At 32.9% G+C, this 16,588-nt stretch carries 11 protein-coding genes; 7 read left to right on the plus strand and 4 right to left on the minus strand.

Translation table 11 applies throughout. The features are described 5' to 3' along the window. The first annotated feature begins 17 nt into the window (after positions 1 to 17). Positions 18 to 650 (plus strand): hypothetical protein, encoded by a 633-nt coding sequence (locus AC3IPI_RS08335; RefSeq protein ID WP_489158365.1) that lies wholly within the window; start codon positions 18 to 20, stop codon positions 648 to 650. A gap of 40 nt (positions 651 to 690) precedes the next feature. Here the strand turns inward: AC3IPI_RS08335 and AC3IPI_RS08340 are convergent, their stop codons facing one another. Then, the gene (locus tag AC3IPI_RS08340) at positions 691 to 1,155 is read right to left on the minus strand and encodes a hypothetical protein (protein ID WP_489158367.1); all 465 of its coding nucleotides are present in this window, start codon (positions 1,153 to 1,155) and stop codon (positions 691 to 693) included. A 298-nt stretch (positions 1,156 to 1,453) separates the two neighbouring features. On the opposite strand from AC3IPI_RS08340, the gene AC3IPI_RS08345 reads away from it, so the two are divergent. The 3 genes from AC3IPI_RS08345 (at position 1,454) to pbpC (ending at position 10,526) form a co-directional block, all read left to right on the plus strand. Then, complete coding sequence (locus AC3IPI_RS08345) at positions 1,454 to 7,138, plus strand: alpha-2-macroglobulin family protein (RefSeq protein ID WP_489158369.1); 5,685 nt, start codon at positions 1,454 to 1,456, stop codon at positions 7,136 to 7,138. A gap of 208 nt (positions 7,139 to 7,346) precedes the next feature. Further along, entirely contained in the window at positions 7,347 to 7,937 is a 591-nt protein-coding gene (locus AC3IPI_RS08350) for a transposase (protein WP_489158371.1), read from the plus strand. Positions 7,938 to 8,150: 213 nt separating this feature from the next. Then, on the plus strand, positions 8,151 to 10,526 hold the full coding sequence (gene pbpC / locus AC3IPI_RS08355; protein ID WP_489158373.1) for a penicillin-binding protein 1C: 2,376 nt from the start codon (positions 8,151 to 8,153) through the stop codon (positions 10,524 to 10,526). 3 nt (positions 10,527 to 10,529) lie between these two features. Here pbpC and AC3IPI_RS08360 read toward each other — a convergent pair whose 3' ends face one another. The 3 genes from AC3IPI_RS08360 to AC3IPI_RS08370 all read right to left on the minus strand — a co-directional run bounded on the left by AC3IPI_RS08360 (position 10,530) and on the right by AC3IPI_RS08370 (position 13,614). After that, positions 10,530 to 11,186, minus strand: a complete 657-nt coding sequence (locus AC3IPI_RS08360) for a hypothetical protein (protein WP_489158375.1) — start codon at positions 11,184 to 11,186, stop codon at positions 10,530 to 10,532. Between the two features lie 173 nt (positions 11,187 to 11,359). After that, entirely contained in the window at positions 11,360 to 12,904 is a 1,545-nt protein-coding gene (locus tag AC3IPI_RS08365) for an Rne/Rng family ribonuclease (RefSeq protein ID WP_039116937.1), read from the minus strand. Between the two features lie 419 nt (positions 12,905 to 13,323). Next, positions 13,324 to 13,614: an HU family DNA-binding protein gene (locus AC3IPI_RS08370; RefSeq protein WP_039112429.1), complete on the minus strand. Its 291-nt coding sequence runs from the start codon at positions 13,612 to 13,614 to the stop codon at positions 13,324 to 13,326. Positions 13,615 to 13,745: 131 nt separating this feature from the next. Here AC3IPI_RS08370 and mutY point away from each other — a divergent pair, with 131 nt between their 5' ends. From mutY to AC3IPI_RS08385, 3 genes are read left to right on the plus strand one after another with little or no spacing between them, the layout of a single operon-like run. Further along, entirely contained in the window at positions 13,746 to 14,780 is a 1,035-nt protein-coding gene (mutY, locus tag AC3IPI_RS08375) for an A/G-specific adenine glycosylase (protein ID WP_489159221.1), read from the plus strand. 48 nt (positions 14,781 to 14,828) lie between these two features. After that, positions 14,829 to 15,269: a single-stranded DNA-binding protein gene (locus AC3IPI_RS08380; RefSeq protein WP_039112427.1), complete on the plus strand. Its 441-nt coding sequence runs from the start codon at positions 14,829 to 14,831 to the stop codon at positions 15,267 to 15,269. A 23-nt stretch (positions 15,270 to 15,292) separates the two neighbouring features. Then, the gene (locus AC3IPI_RS08385; protein ID WP_489158378.1) at positions 15,293 to 16,588 is read left to right on the plus strand and encodes a gliding motility-associated protein GldE; all 1,296 of its coding nucleotides are present in this window, start codon (positions 15,293 to 15,295) and stop codon (positions 16,586 to 16,588) included.

Consider the following 16,588-nt stretch of genomic DNA (forward strand, 5'->3'; position numbering starts at 1 on the left):
CTTATTAAAAAGTTATTATGACTGATTTTTCAATAATAAAAAAACTATTTCATATTACAGAACCTGATGGTTTTACTAATGATGAAATTCAAATTGTTAAAAATATCTTCGGGCAACTTCCTGAGGTATTTGTTGATTACTATAGTGAATTAGGTAAGATTCAGAGCTTAAATCAAACGCAAGATTTGCTAATTATACCAGAGCGATTTCAATATTATAAACAGAATGATTATTTGATATTTTATTCTGAAAACCAAAGAGCATGTGTTTGGGGAATTCATAAAAATGATTTGTCAAAATCGAATCCGCCTGTTTTTATGAGTACCGATGGAAAAGAATGGAACTTGGAAACAGAAACCTTAACGGAATTTTTTACTGCGATGGCTTTTCTTCAGGCTGGTTTTGCATTAGAATTTCCATGCAATACATTTTATGAATTAGAGCAACATGAGCTAGATTTTGTTGTTGAAAATTACCGAAATAAAGAAGTTTCATTTAGACAATGGCTTGAAGGAATAAAATTTTATGGGAATTATGAGGATGATGTAATTGTAATTATGGATAATAATCAATTATTTTATGCTGCAAATACAGAAGAACATTTTACGGAATTAGATAATGTATTGTCTAAGCTCGGAGTAGAGCTTTAAAGGTTGTAAATAATGATTATATAAATAACATTGTTTTAGTTTAATATATATAAGTCATGTAGACACATACGAATATCATAAATGAATTAAAACAAATTATATTGTAAAATGTGTTTTCAGAAAAACTCTTTTTCGAGAGAAGTATTTTCAAACTTATGACTATTGAAAAAAGTAGTATGCTACAAGAATAAAATTGAATTCCGTTAATGCTTAAATCATTGCAAAGAAGATTAGTGTAATCATTCTTATTTGATTTTACTTTCGTTACAGATTTAAATAATAAAGAATACTCAAGTTCTATATCATTTTCTTCAATGTCATTTTCGACAGTTGAGAAAGTAAAACCTTTCTGTGTATAATAGTGAAAAGAAACTTTTTCTGGTTTAGATCCATTTTTACCTCCTGTAGTTCTCACTGCATAGTGTGTTATTACATCTGTTGTTTTTGTGGAAGGTAAAACATAGTAATCCGCAAAACATAACAAAATAATAAAAGTTACTACCATTAGAAGGTATGTGATAACTGATTTATTTTTTATAATAAATTTATTTTCTGTAGAATCTTTATACAAGCTATTTGATATTTTAATAAAGAACGAAATATAGCATATTTAGTAATTGATTTTTTATGATCTTCAATAAAAGTTAAAATAATTAACGTTACTGAATTTTCTTCTTAAAAGTTATTAAAAATTACAGTACTTTTATTACATATAAAGTTAATTTAATCAATATAGTTTTGATTGTTAAATGGCTTAAACTTTATAAGTACTATTATTTTGTAACCATTAATTAGATACTCAATTGAAAACAAGAGGATTAGTTTACGTGTTGTTTGTGTTTTTTATTTTTCAGGGTTGTGGCAGGAAATCTGCTGCCGATTTCAATTCTGATTTTTCATTGTTCAAAGAATATATAACGAGTTTTACAGGTGGGATAGTTTCATCTCAATCGGATATACGCGTTGTTCTGGCTTTTGAAAAAAAGGAGTGGAAAGTAAATGAAGTTTTAGATAATGACTTATTCGATATTTCTCCAAGTGTCGATGGTAAAGTTGTAGCGCTCTCGAGTAATACAATTGCTTTTATTCCCGAAAAAAAGTTAAAACCCGGAACCGAATATCAGGTAACACTAAATTTAGATAAACTAATCACGCTTCCTAAAAAAGGAGATGATGATAAGGATCTTTCTAAATTCAACTTTACTGTTAAAACGGTTAAGCAGGATTTTATCGTAAATACACTAGATGTCCAATCCTATAGTAAAGAATATCAGTATCTAAATTGTGTATTAAAAACAGCCGATGTTATAGATTTAGAGACAGCAAAGAAGTTGGTTATGGCGAGTCATAACGGAAAAGATCTTACTGTTAAATTTGATAAAGCAGCAAGTTCAGGAAAAGAATTTAAGTTTATCATAGATAGTATTCAGCGTTTATCTGACGTAAGTAATCTTGAAATTTCTTATGATGGAAGTGATTTTGACATTGATCAAAAAGGAAAAATGGATTTCCCGATAACATCAATAAATGAGTTTAAAATTATTAAAGTCGAAATTCCAGATGAAAACAATCAATCTGTATTAATTAATTTCTCAGAACCATTAGAGAAAGGGCAGGATTTTAAAGGATTGGTTGCCATACAAAATACAAATAATTTAAAATTCTCAACACAAGGAAATACGTTAAAAGTTTATTTTAGTAACGAAAAGCCAGTTGAAGAAGTGGTACATGACGTTGCTGTTGCAGTTGTTGATACAGCAAGTGTAGCTGTAGACTCAACGAGTGTAAGTGTAGATAGTGCTGCGGTAGCTGTTGAAGATGCTGTTGAAGAAGTAGCGGCAGAACCAGAACCAGTATCTGATCAAACAGTAACAGGCGAGTTATTATTAGAAGTTTTTCAAGGGATAGAAAGTCAGTATGGTCGAAAAATGGCAGAGAATTATTCAGAGAAGATTTCCTTTGACCAAATAAAACCAAACATTCGTTTTATTAAAAACGGAACAATTTTGCCAAGTTCTAATAACTTAAAACTGAATTTTGAAGCAGTAAACCTTGGAGCGGTGGATGTAAAAGTTTATAAGATTTATAAAAATAACATATTACAATTTCTTCAAAATAACGAATTAAACGGAGCTCAGAACCTAAAACGAGTTGCACAGCCTGTTGCTAAAACAACGCTTAATCTTAAAGATAATACATTAGTTAATCCGACGAAGTGGAATACTTATGCATTAGATTTATCTAAAATTATAACTCCAGAACCAGGTGCAATTTATAGAGTAGAGTTCTCGTACAAGAGAGCATATTCTTTATATAAATGCGAAACTTCTGAACCAGATACAGATCAAACCGAAGAGGAAGAAGATGTAGATGAAAATGATGTGAACTACAGCGGTAATTCGTATGACGACTATTATTACGATGATTACGAATGGAGAGAAAGCCAGGATCCTTGTACAGGTTCGTATTATTACAATGCCAAAATAGGAACAAATATTTTAGCTTCAGATTTAGGTGTGATTGCTAAACGAGGAGAAAATAAATCGTATTTATTTGTTGTAAATAATATAATCACGACAGAGCCAGTTTCGAATGCAAGAGTAGATTTGTACAGTTTTCAACAACAAAAACTAGCAACAGCGGCAACAAGCAGTGAAGGAATTGCTTCTTTTCAGTTAGACAAATTTGCTTATTTTGCTATTGTTACTTTAGGAACACAATCTACTTACGTGAAACTTGACGATGGAAATTCATTGTCAGTAAGTAATTTTGATGTTGCAGGCGAGACTTTGCAAAAAGGATTAAAAGGATTTATTTACGGCGAACGTGGCGTTTGGCGTCCGGGAGATAATTTGTATTTGTCATTTATACTTAATGATGCTGCAAATAAACTACCAAAAGCCCATCCGATAAAATTTAGATTAACCGATCCTAACGGAAAAGTTACGTATCAAACCGTTCAAAAATCCAATGACTTAAACCATTATGCGTTTACAGTTCCTACAGATACAGAAGCGCCTACAGGAAATTGGGAAGCAATGGTAAGCGTTGGTGGAGCCAAATATTATAAGAGCATAAAAATTGAAACGATTAAACCGAATCGTTTAAAAATTAAAAATACTTTCAGGAGAGCAATATTATCTTCATCATATCCAAATACAAGTAGTCTGGAAGTTACATGGCTTCATGGTGCTATTGCTAAAAATCTGAATGTAGAGATGCAGGCAAAATTCTCGCAACAAAGCACGACTTTTAAAGGCTATGACAAATTTGTTTTTGATGATTTAGTACGCCAGTTTAGTACCGAGGAAATTAATATATTTTCAGGTAAACTAGATGCTAACGGAAGAGCGTCGGTAAGCATTGAACCTAAATTACAAGGTCAGGCACCGGGAATGCTAAAAGCAGCTTTTATAACCAAAGTATATGAAGAAGGTGGAGATTTTAGTACCGATGTTATCTCGACAACTTATTCTCCATATAATACTTATGTAGGAGTTAAATCGCCAGAACCTACTAAGTACGGAATGCTGGAAACCCGTAAGCAAAACCGATTTGATATTGTTACTGTTGATGAAAACGGAAGACCAAAATCCGTAAGAAATCTTGAGGTAAAAGTGTATAAAACAGAATGGCGTTGGTGGTGGGATGCTTCGAGTGATAATTTATCCAATTATAATTCGTCGAATGCGACAACATCATATAAAACATTTACTGTAAATACAGATTCAAGCGGAAAAGGAAGTTTTCAGTTTGCTTTGACAGATGAAGAATGGGGACGTTACTTAATTCGTGTTTCGGATGAGATTGGCGGACACGCATCGGCAATAACCGTAAATATAGACTGGCCAATATGGTCTGGAAAAACAAGAAACACGGATGCTTCTACAGCTAATATGCTTGTTTTTTCTACAGATAAAAAGAATTATGCAGTAGGCGAAAAAGCACAAATATCTTTCCCGTCAAGCGAAGGAGGACGCGCTTTGGTATCTATAGAAAATGGATCGAAAGTAGTACAGACACTTTGGGTGAAAACCCAAAAAGGAGAAACTAAAGTCGAAGTTCCGATTACTGGAGCAATGGCGCCAAATGTGTATTTTAATATTACACTTTTACAACCGCATGCATCGACTAAGAATGATTCGCCAATTCGTATGTACGGAATCGTTCCTATCGAAGTAATTGATAAAACTACGATTCTTGCTCCAAGCATTGCTATGCCGGATGTACTAAAACCGGAGCAAACGTTTCCTATAAAAGTAAGCGAGAAATCAGGAAAAGAAATGACCTATACGATTGCAGTTGTCGATGAAGGTTTACTTGATTTAACCCGTTTTAAAACGCCAAACGCTTGGGATAGTTTTTATGTACGTGAAGCTTTGGGCGTAAAAACATGGGATGTATATGATGATGTTATTGGAGCATATGGCGGAAAAGTAAATCAGATTTTCAGTATTGGTGGAGATCAGGATTTAGGTGGTGGAAAAGCGAAGAAAGCAAATCGTTTTAAACCAGTTGTTATTTATCTTGGACCATTTAAATTAGGAAAAGGTGAAACGAAAACACATCAGGTAAAATTGCCTAAATACATTGGTTCAGTGCGAACAATGATTGTAGCTGGAGATGCGAATACAAGTGCTTACGGAAGTGTCGAGAAAGCAACTCCAGTACGTAGTCCGTTAATGGTATTGGCTTCATTGCCTAGAAAAATTTCTCCATCAGAAAAAGTAACACTTCCGGTTACAATTTTTGCTATGGAAAAACACATCAAAAACGTTACTGTACAAATAAAAACAAGCAATGGTTTAAGAGTTGTAGGAAGTCCAGCGCAAAGATTGACATTTGCTCAGCCAGACGAAAAAATGGCTTATTTTAATCTGGAAGTTGGAGGTGCAACCGGAATTGCCAAAGTGCAAGTTATTGCTACATCAGGTACTGAGAAATCTGTTTATGATGTCGAAATAGATATGACGAATCCAAATCCTGTTACGAATACTTTTACAGATGTTATTTTAGAGCCTAATAGTTCTAAGACAATTGTATGGAAAACATTCGGAGTTTCGGGAAGTAATAAAGCGAAACTGGAAGTATCATCAATGCCAACGATTAACTTAAACGGTCGTTTACAGTTTCTTATTCAGTATCCACATGGATGTGTAGAGCAAACAACTTCATCGGTATTTCCACAGTTATTTTTAAATGATGTTGCCGATATTGATGCAACACGCCAGCAACTTATTCAGAAGAATGTTACGGCAGGAATTACAAGATTAGGAAGTTTCCAATTACCAAACGGTGGACTTTCATACTGGCAAGGAAACTCAATTGCCGATGATTGGGGAAGTTCATACGCAGGACATTTTATGATAGAAGCAGAGAAGAAAGGATATGTCTTGCCGATTAATTTTAAATCAAAATGGCTTTCTTATCAACAAAGAGAAGCAAAACAATGGCGATTTGAACCACGTTACGGGAATGATATGGCGCAAGCATATCGTTTGTATACATTGGCTTTGGCGGGTTCGTCAGATTTGTCTTCGATGAACAGATTACGTGAAACCAAGGGAATCTCTAACGAAAGTAAATTACGATTGGCAGCAGCGTATGTTTTAGCAGGACAAAAAAGTGCCGCTTCGAGTTTGTTATTAAGTAGTGCAATCGATGACGAATCGTCTAGTTATAATTATTACTACTATGGTTCAAGCGATAGAAATCGTGCGATGGCTCTGGAAACAATGTTATTATTAGGGCAGAAACAAAAAGCATTTACGATGGCTACAAAACTGGCTAAAAGTATGGCAAGTGATCGATGGATGAGCACGCAAACAACGGCTTATTCGTTGTATGCAATGTCTCAATTCTCATTAAACAATGGTGTTAAAGGAATAGATGTACAGTTTAGTAAAGACGGAAAAAGCCAGGTTATAAAAACTTCAAAAACTGTTGCGGATAGAAGCTTAGTAGTTAAAACTGGTACAAACAGTATTACTTTAAAAAATAATAAAAAGAATACGATTTATGTTCGAGTATTAAATACAGGAATTTTACCAATAGGTCAGGAAAATGTAGTTCAGAGTGATGTATCTGCTGGTATAGTGTTTAAAAACAGAAAAGGTGGAGTAATTAATGTTTCAAAGATTACTCAAGGGACTGAGTTTATTGCTGAGGTAACCGTTAGAAACCAAAGAAATGAACGTGTAGAAAATGTAGCATTATCACAAATTTTACCTTCAGGATTCGAAATTGTAAATACTCGTTTTACCGATTATGGAGATGCAACTAATAATGTAGCCGATTATACTGATATTCGTGATGATAGAACAAATTTCTATTTCGGATTAAAAGCTGGTGAAACCAAAGTATTTAAAATCCTATTGAACGCATCTTATCTTGGGAATTATTATTTACCAGGATTGCAATGCGAAGCAATGTATGATAATACGTTCTTAGCGAGAACAAAAGGATTTTGGGTTGAGGTTGTGAAGTAAATTTCTGTTCGATTTCATATCCTAACAGGTTTCTAAAACCTGTTAGGTATTATTAGGTATATAGGAATGAGAGAACGAATATTAGAATCAAGAGCCGTTAAAGTATGCCTAACAAGTTTCTAAAATTAGTTAGGAAAGACAGATAATTAAATATTAAAGTATACCTAACAGGTTTTTAAAACCTGTTAGGATAATAAAATTGAAGAAGGTGAAGAAGGATATTTTTGAAGCAGGACAATATTATCATATTTATAACAGAGGAAATAATAAAGAAGATATTTTTATAGAAGAAAAGAATTATAATTATTTTCTGGAAAAAGTAAAAAAGTATATTTTACCAATAGCGGATATTTATGCCTATTGTTTGCTGAAAAACCATTTTCATATTGTTTTAAGGATAAAAGATGAAAGTAATTTATCTGAAAAATCAAAAGAGAAGATTCATCTGCCATTTTCAAATTTGTTTAATGCTTATTCTAAAAGTATTAATAAAGCTTATAATAGAACAGGAAGTTTATTTCAAGAACATTTACAAAGGAACAGAATAGAAGATGAAGAGTATTTGAGACAATTAATTATATATGTTCATTTGAATCCTCTTAAGCATAAATTTACAGAATATTTCGACTCTTATTTGCATTCATCATATCGTTCTTATTTGTCCGAAAAGCTAACAAGTATTGATAGAGAATCTATTCTCGAATTATTTGATGGTTTAGATAATTTTAAAATTTGTCATAATGAAAGAAGGATTGTTTATGAGGGAGTAATCAATGATGTAAATTTAAGTGATGAATAGAAAAATCCGTTGAGTTCTCCTAACAGGTTTTTAAAACCTGTTAGGTATCTGTTAGCTATGGGAGAGATTAAAAGTAGAACTAAAGAATATATCTAAAAGGTATTGGAAGCTTGCAAGGTATTCTAGAAATAGAAGAAAAAGTATTAAAAATAAGAACTGAAAAATATATACCTAACAGGTTTTAAAAACCTGTTAGGATACTAAAAGATTACTTTGAAAAATAAATTAAAAGCGTTCCTTCAACGCATTATAAATTGGATTAAACAGAATAAAATAAAATCACTACTAGCATTTTTGTTAGTGGTGATTTATTATTTTTCGTTGCCACGAACATTATTTCAAGAACCCTATTCTACAGTTATTGAGAGTAAGGAAGGAGAATTATTAGGGGCGAAGATTGCACGTGACGGACAATGGCGTTTTCCTGCGCAAGATAGTGTTCCTGATAAATTCAAGAAGTGTATAGTATATTTTGAAGACGAATATTTCTATAAGCATCCTGGATTTAATCCTGTTGCAATGGTCAATGCTATTAAGCAAAACAGGAAAGCAGGAAAAGTTGTAAGAGGAGGAAGTACACTTACACAACAAGTAATTCGATTATCAAGAAAAGGAAAAGGTAGAACTTATTTTGAAAAACTAGTCGAGGTTATTCTTGCAACAAGATTGGAGTTAGGATATTCTAAAGATGAAATTTTGGAATTATATGCAGCACATGCTCCTTTTGGAGGAAATGTTGTTGGATTAGAAATGGCTTCATGGAGATATTTTGGAGTAAAATCCAATCAATTATCATGGGCAGAAAATGCAACTTTGGCGGTTTTGCCAAATGCGCCGAGTTTAATTTATCCGGGAAAGAATCAGATAAAATTATTAGAGAAACGGAATCGTCTTTTGCGTAAGCTTAATCAGGAAGGTATTATTGATAAGCAAACCTATGAACTTTCGATAGAAGAACCTTTGCCTAAAAAGCCTTATGATTTGCCACAAATAGCACCACATTTATTACAGCGCGTGGCTAAAAATCAAGAAGGAACGAGAGTAAAAACTACTGTTGAGTTTGCTTTGCAAAATAGAGTAAACCAAATCGCAAAATATTATTACAATCAATACAAACAGAACGAAGTTAATAATCTGGCAATTTTAGTAATTGATGTTTCTAACAGAAATGTGATAAGTTATGTAGGGAATTCTCCAACAGATGGAGATCATCAAAAAGATGTTGATATTATAGATGCGCCAAGAAGTACAGGAAGTATTTTGAAACCTTTATTATATGCAGCAATGCTCGATGATGGTGAGATATTACCCAATACTCTGGTTGCCGATGTACCGACGCAAATTGCTGGCTATACACCTCAAAATTTTAATTTAACATTCGATGGAGCTGTACCAGCACACCGTGCTTTATCACGTTCGCTTAATATTCCTTCGGTGCTTATGTTGCAGGATTTTGGAGTAAATAAGTTTTATGAGGAACTGCAAAAATTCAAATTAAGAAATATTTCCAAACCGCCAGATCATTACGGATTGTCGCTTATTCTTGGTGGAGCCGAAAGTAATTTATGGGATTTATGTCGTAGTTATGCGAGTATGTCCTCGACAATAAATTATTTTAATAAAAGCAATGGTAAGTATCGAACAAACGAATTTACTGAACTAAATTATGAAAACGATTTTGAGCCTGATTTTGGCGACGAAAGTACGCAGAAGAACATCTTGGGCGCGGGCTCAATTTGGTTAACGTATAACGCCATGGAAGAGGTAAACAGACCTGAAGGAGATGAAGCTTGGAAATTTTATGATAGTTCGCTTAAAATAGCTTGGAAAACGGGCACAAGTTTTGGTAATCGCGATGCTTGGGCAATAGGAACAAATTCCAGATATGTGGTCGGTGTTTGGGTAGGAAATGCAACTGGCGAGGGGAGACCAACGTTAACAGGGGTTACAAGCGCAGCCCCAATTTTGTTTGATGTATTTAATTTATTACCAAGGCAAAAATGGTTTACAACACCTTATGGAGATTTAGATGAGGTTGAGGTTTGTCGTTTAAGCGGACACTTGGCCAAAGATGGTTGTCCTAAAATAAAACAATGGGTTGCCCGAAAAGGAAAAACGACTTCTATTTGTCCGTATCATAAAATTGTACATTTGGATCAAACAGAAAAATTTCAGGTAAATAGTAGTTGCGAGAGTATTGAGAATATGGTTGTAAAAAATTGGTTTGTTTTACCGCCAGTTATGGCTTGGTATTACAAAAGCAAGCATATAGAATACATGCCATTACCGCCATTTAGAGATAATTGCGTTGGAACACAAACGGCTGCAATGGATTTTATTTATCCTAAAGCCAATAGTAAAATCTATTTAACCAAAAATTTTAATAGCGAAATACAGCCAGTGATTTTTAAAGTGGCATATTCACAAAGAGAAAGTCAGTTGTTTTGGTATGTAGATAATGTGTATAAAGGCGTTACTAAAGTCTTTCATGAAAAACCCATTGTAATGACAGCCGGATTCCATTATGTTACAGTTGTAGATGAATTAGGAAATGAAATTAGACGAAGAGTTGAGGTTGTGAGGGAGTAAAAATTAAAACATCTTTAGTTTACCATATACATTTTTGTTATGTGAGTATCTAAAAGTGACACCTAAAGTTAAGCCTTTAATAACTGGAGATTTTTCTCGGTTAAAAGGTATAGAATAGCCCAAACCTAAATCCATCATGTTTAAAAATGAAAGTCCAGCAAGGGCATATGCATTTTTATCTGATCCACCAGCTTTTAAGAAAAAGGAATTCTGGATATTATAGGATAAATGGATATCTGGCAAGCTATAATACTCGCGATCGTAACTCGTAACACCATATCCTAAACCAATAAAGAACTTATTCCCTTCTTTACAATCTAAACAAAGCTCCAGCCCGCCAGTAACTTGACTTTTGGTTGCAATAGAATATCCTAAATAAATGATAGGCCACTGTAGAATTTTAGATTTAGGAGAATTGTTATCGTAATTGAAATCTCTTGAGTTCAGGAGAGTATTGTTGGTGTTATACCATTTTGCTTCTCCTGTTAACAATTCACCATCTTTGTCTTCTGGATACTCTTTTAGTTGTAATTTATTGGTTTTTAAATAGTTATCATTAATAGTGTCGTTTTTAGCAGATGTTTTGGATACGAATAATATAAAAACGATTAAAGAACAATACGTGGTAATCTTCTTTATAATAGCATTTAAGTGTTCCATTGGATGCAATTTTCAGTTGATTTTATTACTTTAAATTTAAAACAAATGTAGGAAAAATACTTTAATTTATAAGTATTTTTGAAATATTTATAAATGATTTGGTTGCTAATTTATAAGCACAAAAAAACCGCCAGTCTCCCGATAGTTATCGGGACGAAAGGCGGTTTCTTGTTTTATTCTTTAATAACATTTCCATCTTTATCATAGAAATGGTATTCTAAATACGTGTAAGCGTCACGAGGTATGATTTTCACCCATTTTTTATGTTCAAAAAACCATTTTGAACGTATTGATGGAAAACCTTTACTGAGGTATGCAGCCACAAATGGATGTGTGTTAAGCACAACTTTTTTGTGGGTTTTTAAAAGTCTGTCTAAATCAGATGAAATTTTATCAATGATTAAAATTGGCGCTTCAATTTCGCCATTTTCATTGTTAGGATCTTCTTCTCTAGTTTTAATGTTTACTTCGGGTCTTACTCTTTGTCTTGTAATCTGGACTAATCCAAATTTGCTAGGCGGTAAGATTTTATGTTTTGCTTTATCGTCGCTCATTTCTTCTCGCAAGAAGTCGAACAAGACTTTCCTATTTTCAGGATTAGACATATCAATAAAATCAACTACGATTATTCCACCCATATCGCGCAAACGTAATTGTCTGGCAATTTCAGCGGCGGCAATCATATTAACTTCCATGGCGGTGTCTTCTTGATTAGTGGCCTTATTAGAACGGTTTCCGCTATTTACGTCTATAACGTGTAAAGCTTCAGTATGTTCGATAATAAGATAAGCCCCTTTACTCATGGAAACGGTTCTGCCAAATGAAGTTTTGATTTGTCTCTCTATATTATATTTCTCGAAAATTGGAGTATCATTTGATTGATAAAACTTAACAATCGATTGTTTTGAAGGTGCAATTTCTTGCAGATAATCCTTCGTTTGATGGTACAACTCTTCATCATCAATTTGAATACCACTAAAGGTATCATTAAATACATCTCTTAATATTGAAGAAGCTCTATTGAGTTCTCCTAATACCTTGGATGGATGATGAGCAGTTGGTAATTTTTTACACATTGCAGTCCATCTGCTAAGCAGGTTCTGCAAATCTTTTTCTAATTCGGCTACGTTTTTGCCTTCGGCTACTGTACGAACAATAACACCAAATCCTTTAGGTTTGATCGATAATACAAGTTTTTTTAAGCGATCCTTTTCTTTTTTGTCTTCTATTTTTTGTGAAATAGAAACACGGTCAGAAAAAGGAACTAAAACAATAAAACGTCCAGCCAAAGATAGTTCTGCACTAATTCTTGGACCTTTAGTAGATATTGGTTCTTTTACGACTTGTACTAAAACAGATTGATTAGCACTTAAAATATCAGTAATGGTGCCGTCTTTATCAATCTCTTTTTCAAACTGAAAGGTTTTTAGGGAGAAATCTTTTAATTTACCTGCGCTTACAAGTTTTATGAATTTCAGTTGGGAAGCTAAGTTAGGTCCTAAATCGTGATAATGTAAAAAGGCATCTTTTTCGAAGCCTACATTTACAAAAGCAGCATTAAGTCCAGCAACGGGTTTTCGTATTTTGGCTATAAAAATATCACCAACTTGAAAATTGCTTTTCTCTTCTTCCTTGTGTAATTCAATTAGTTTTCCATCTTTTAATAAGGCAAAATCTACGAAATCAGAACTTGATCTAATGATTAATTCTTTATTCATTTGTAAATTTTTATCCGAACTTTTTAGTTTTCAATTAACAGTTTTCAGTTCATAGTTTTTGCAACTCTTAAACTCATAACGTATAACTCATAACTGAATTGTTAGGATGGATTAAACAATATTTTTTAACAGGTATTGAACCCGGGAGGGAAACTTAAATCTCAATTTTAAAACTCCAAATTCCAATAGAATCAAGATTAATTTCTCAATTTTTGGATTTTGGATTTTAATTTTTGGAATTTTTGAAATTTCCCAAATTTCAATGAACGTTTAAAAAGAAAAAAGTAGTTTAAAACTACTTTTTCTTTTTGTGGCGGTTAGCTCTCGCTCTTTTTTTACGTTTGTGCGTTGCTACCTTATGTCTCTTTCTTTTTTTACCACTTGGCATATCTTATCGATTTTATGATTAATTAATAGTATTATTTTGCTTCGTTATTGATTTTTACTCCTTCTACAAAAACTTTTGCAGGTTTAAACGCAGGAATGTTGTGTGCTGGAATTTTAATAGTGGTGTTTTTAGAAATGTTTCTTCCAGTTTTTTCAGCTCTGGTTTTTACAATAAAACTACCAAACCCTCTTAAATAAACATTGTCTCCAGTTTCTAATGAAGTTTTTACTTCATTCATAAAAGTCTCTACAGTTGCTTGAACGTCACCTTTTTCAAGACCTAATTTTTCTGAAATTTTCGCTACGATATCTGCTTTCGTCATTTTCTTTCCTATTTATAATGGTATACTATTTTTTGAGTTTGCAAATATAGGAATTAAAAAAACAAATATTCAAGCTAATTCGTTAAATTTTAATTACATAAACTTTTACTTTTGTTGTCTAATATTTAATGATGAGTTTTTCTAAACAATTGATAAAATGGTATTTACAAAATAAACGCGATTTACCATGGCGTAATACCACTGATTCTTACCCCATTTGGCTATCAGAAATAATGCTTCAACAGACAAGAGTAGCCCAAGGAATGCCTTATTTTTTGTCTTTTACAAAAGCATTTCCTACTGTTTTTGATTTGGCTAAAGCCGATGAAGAGCAAGTTTTGAAACTTTGGCAGGGATTAGGGTACTATTCTCGTGCAAGAAATTTACATCAAACAGCACAATTTATCGCTAATGAATTAAATGGAGTCTTCCCTGGGAGCTATAATGATTTATTAAAACTAAAAGGAGTAGGGGAATATACGGCAGCGGCAATTGCATCATTTTCTTATAATGAAGCTGTTCCTGTTGTCGACGGAAATGTATTTCGAGTTTTATCACGTTACTTCGATATAGAAACTGATATTGCAGCAGCTTCGGCTAGAAAAGAATTTGCAGCTCTGGCTTATGAGCTAATGCCAAAAGATAATCCCGCAATTTTTAATCAGGCTATAATGGAGTTTGGAGCATTACAATGTGTGCCTAAAAGTCCGGATTGCTCCATTTGTATCTTTGATGATAGTTGTGTGGCTTTGCAAAAGAAGAAAGTAAGTGAGTTGCCGGTAAAATCTAAAAAACTAAAAGTAACTAATAGATATTTTAATTATCTGGTTGTAGAGGATGAATTGGGTAATACGGTTTTGCAGAAACGAATTGCTAAAGGAATTTGGCATAATCTGTATGAGTTCCCGCTGTTAGAAACGGATGTCGAAAAAGATTTCGATTTTGTTTCGATGCGTGTTCAGGAGGACTTTTTCAGGGAGTATTCTATTATAGGTATAGAAGAGTGTAATCCGAAAAGTATAATTCATAAGTTGTCGCACCAGCATTTGTATATCAAATTTTGGAAGATAAAGTTAAAAGAGACGATTGTAAATGGGATTAATGCTCAGGATTTAAAAACATATCCATTTCCTATTGTGATTCATAATTTTATCGAATCAGAATAAATAAGTTTCTAAAAAAATGTATCTTTGATAGAAATACTATAATAAACCATGAACGGAACATTAAATAAAGTGATGTTAATAGGTCATTTAGGTGACGATGTAAAAATGCATTATTTTGATGGCGGAAATTGCATTGGACGATTTCAATTAGCAACTAATGAGGTTTATATAAATAAAACAACCAATGAGAAAATCACTTCTACAGAGTGGCATAACTTGGTGGTTCGGAATAAAGCCGCAGAAATCTGTGAAAAATATTTATCTAAAGGAGATAAAATTTATATCGAAGGTCGAATAAAATCCCGTCAATGGCAAGCCGAAGATGGTTCGACAAAGCATACAACCGAGATTCAGGTAACTGAGTTCACTTTCTTAACAACTAAAAAAGAGACAGAGAATCAGAAACAAAATCCTCCTTCAGAATCATCAAAAAACACTAACTTTGATGCTTCAAATGATGGCTTGCCTATAAATGATTTGCCATTTTGATTGTTTAACTAATTCTTTTTAATTTGGACCCAGAGCCCAGTTTATACGTTGCAAGCGCCTTAGATACCAATCTGATTGTTGGTTTTGTTGGAATTTTTATTTTACTTTTTTGTTCGGCCATTGTTTCTGGTGCCGAAGTAGCACTTTTTTCGCTGTCTCAAAAAGAGATAGACGAAGCATTACAAGAAAACGTGTCCAAAGGAAGAATCATTTCTAATCTTTTGGATAAACCCAAAAAACTTTTAGCGACATTGCTCGTGGCCAATAACTTCATTAACATTGGAGTTGTTATTTTATTCTCTTTTGTAGGTAGAGATATTTTTGACGCAGTTATTTCTCCGGTTTTAAAATTTATTCTAGAGGTAATCCTGGTTACATCTTTAATATTATTGTTTGGTGAGATTTTGCCTAAGGTATATGCGAGTCGCAATAATCTTAAATTTGCACAGCGAGTTGCGTACCCAATAGCTATATTAGACAAGTTGCTATCTCCGGTAAGTTTACCAATGCGTTCTGCAACTATTTATTTGCATAACAAATTAGGGAAACAAAAAACTAGTTTTTCGGTAGGTCAGTTGTCGCAGGCATTAGAGCTTACGGACTCTGATGATACATCAACAGAAGAACAAAAAATATTAGAAGGAATTGTTTCTTTCGGAAATACCGACACAAAACAAGTAATGAGCCCTAGAATTGATATTTTTGCATTAGAAATTTCAGAGTCTTTTGCGGCTATCTATCCTAAAATAATTGAAAAAGGATATTCTAGAATTCCGGTTTATCGTGATAATATTGATCAGATCGAAGGAGTTTTGTTTGTTAAGGATTTGCTTCCTTATATAGATCAAAAAGATTTTGATTGGGTTACGCTTATACGAGAACCGTTTTTTGTGCCAGAAAATAAAAAGTTAGATAACTTATTAAAAGATTTTCAGAGTATGAAAAGCCATTTAGCAATTGTTGTTGATGAGTATGGCGGAACTTCGGGATTAGTTTCTTTAGAAGATGTAATCGAAGAAATAGTAGGAGATATTAGTGATGAATTTGATGATGAACATATTAATTTCTCTCAGATAGATGATAAGAATTACTTGTTTGAAGGGAAAATAAATTTAAAAGATTTTTACAGAATCATTGATGTTAATGAGGATTTGTTTGAGATACAAAAAGGAGAAGCTGAAACATTAGGTGGTTTTATTTTGGAGATTATAGGGAACTTTCCTAAGAAGAATCAAAAAATCACTTTCCAGAACTGTACTTTTACAATAGAAGCTGTGGACAGCAAAAGAATAAAACAAATAAAAGTAACAATAGAATAA

Source organism: Flavobacterium sp. GL_143, from assembly GCF_057834355.1.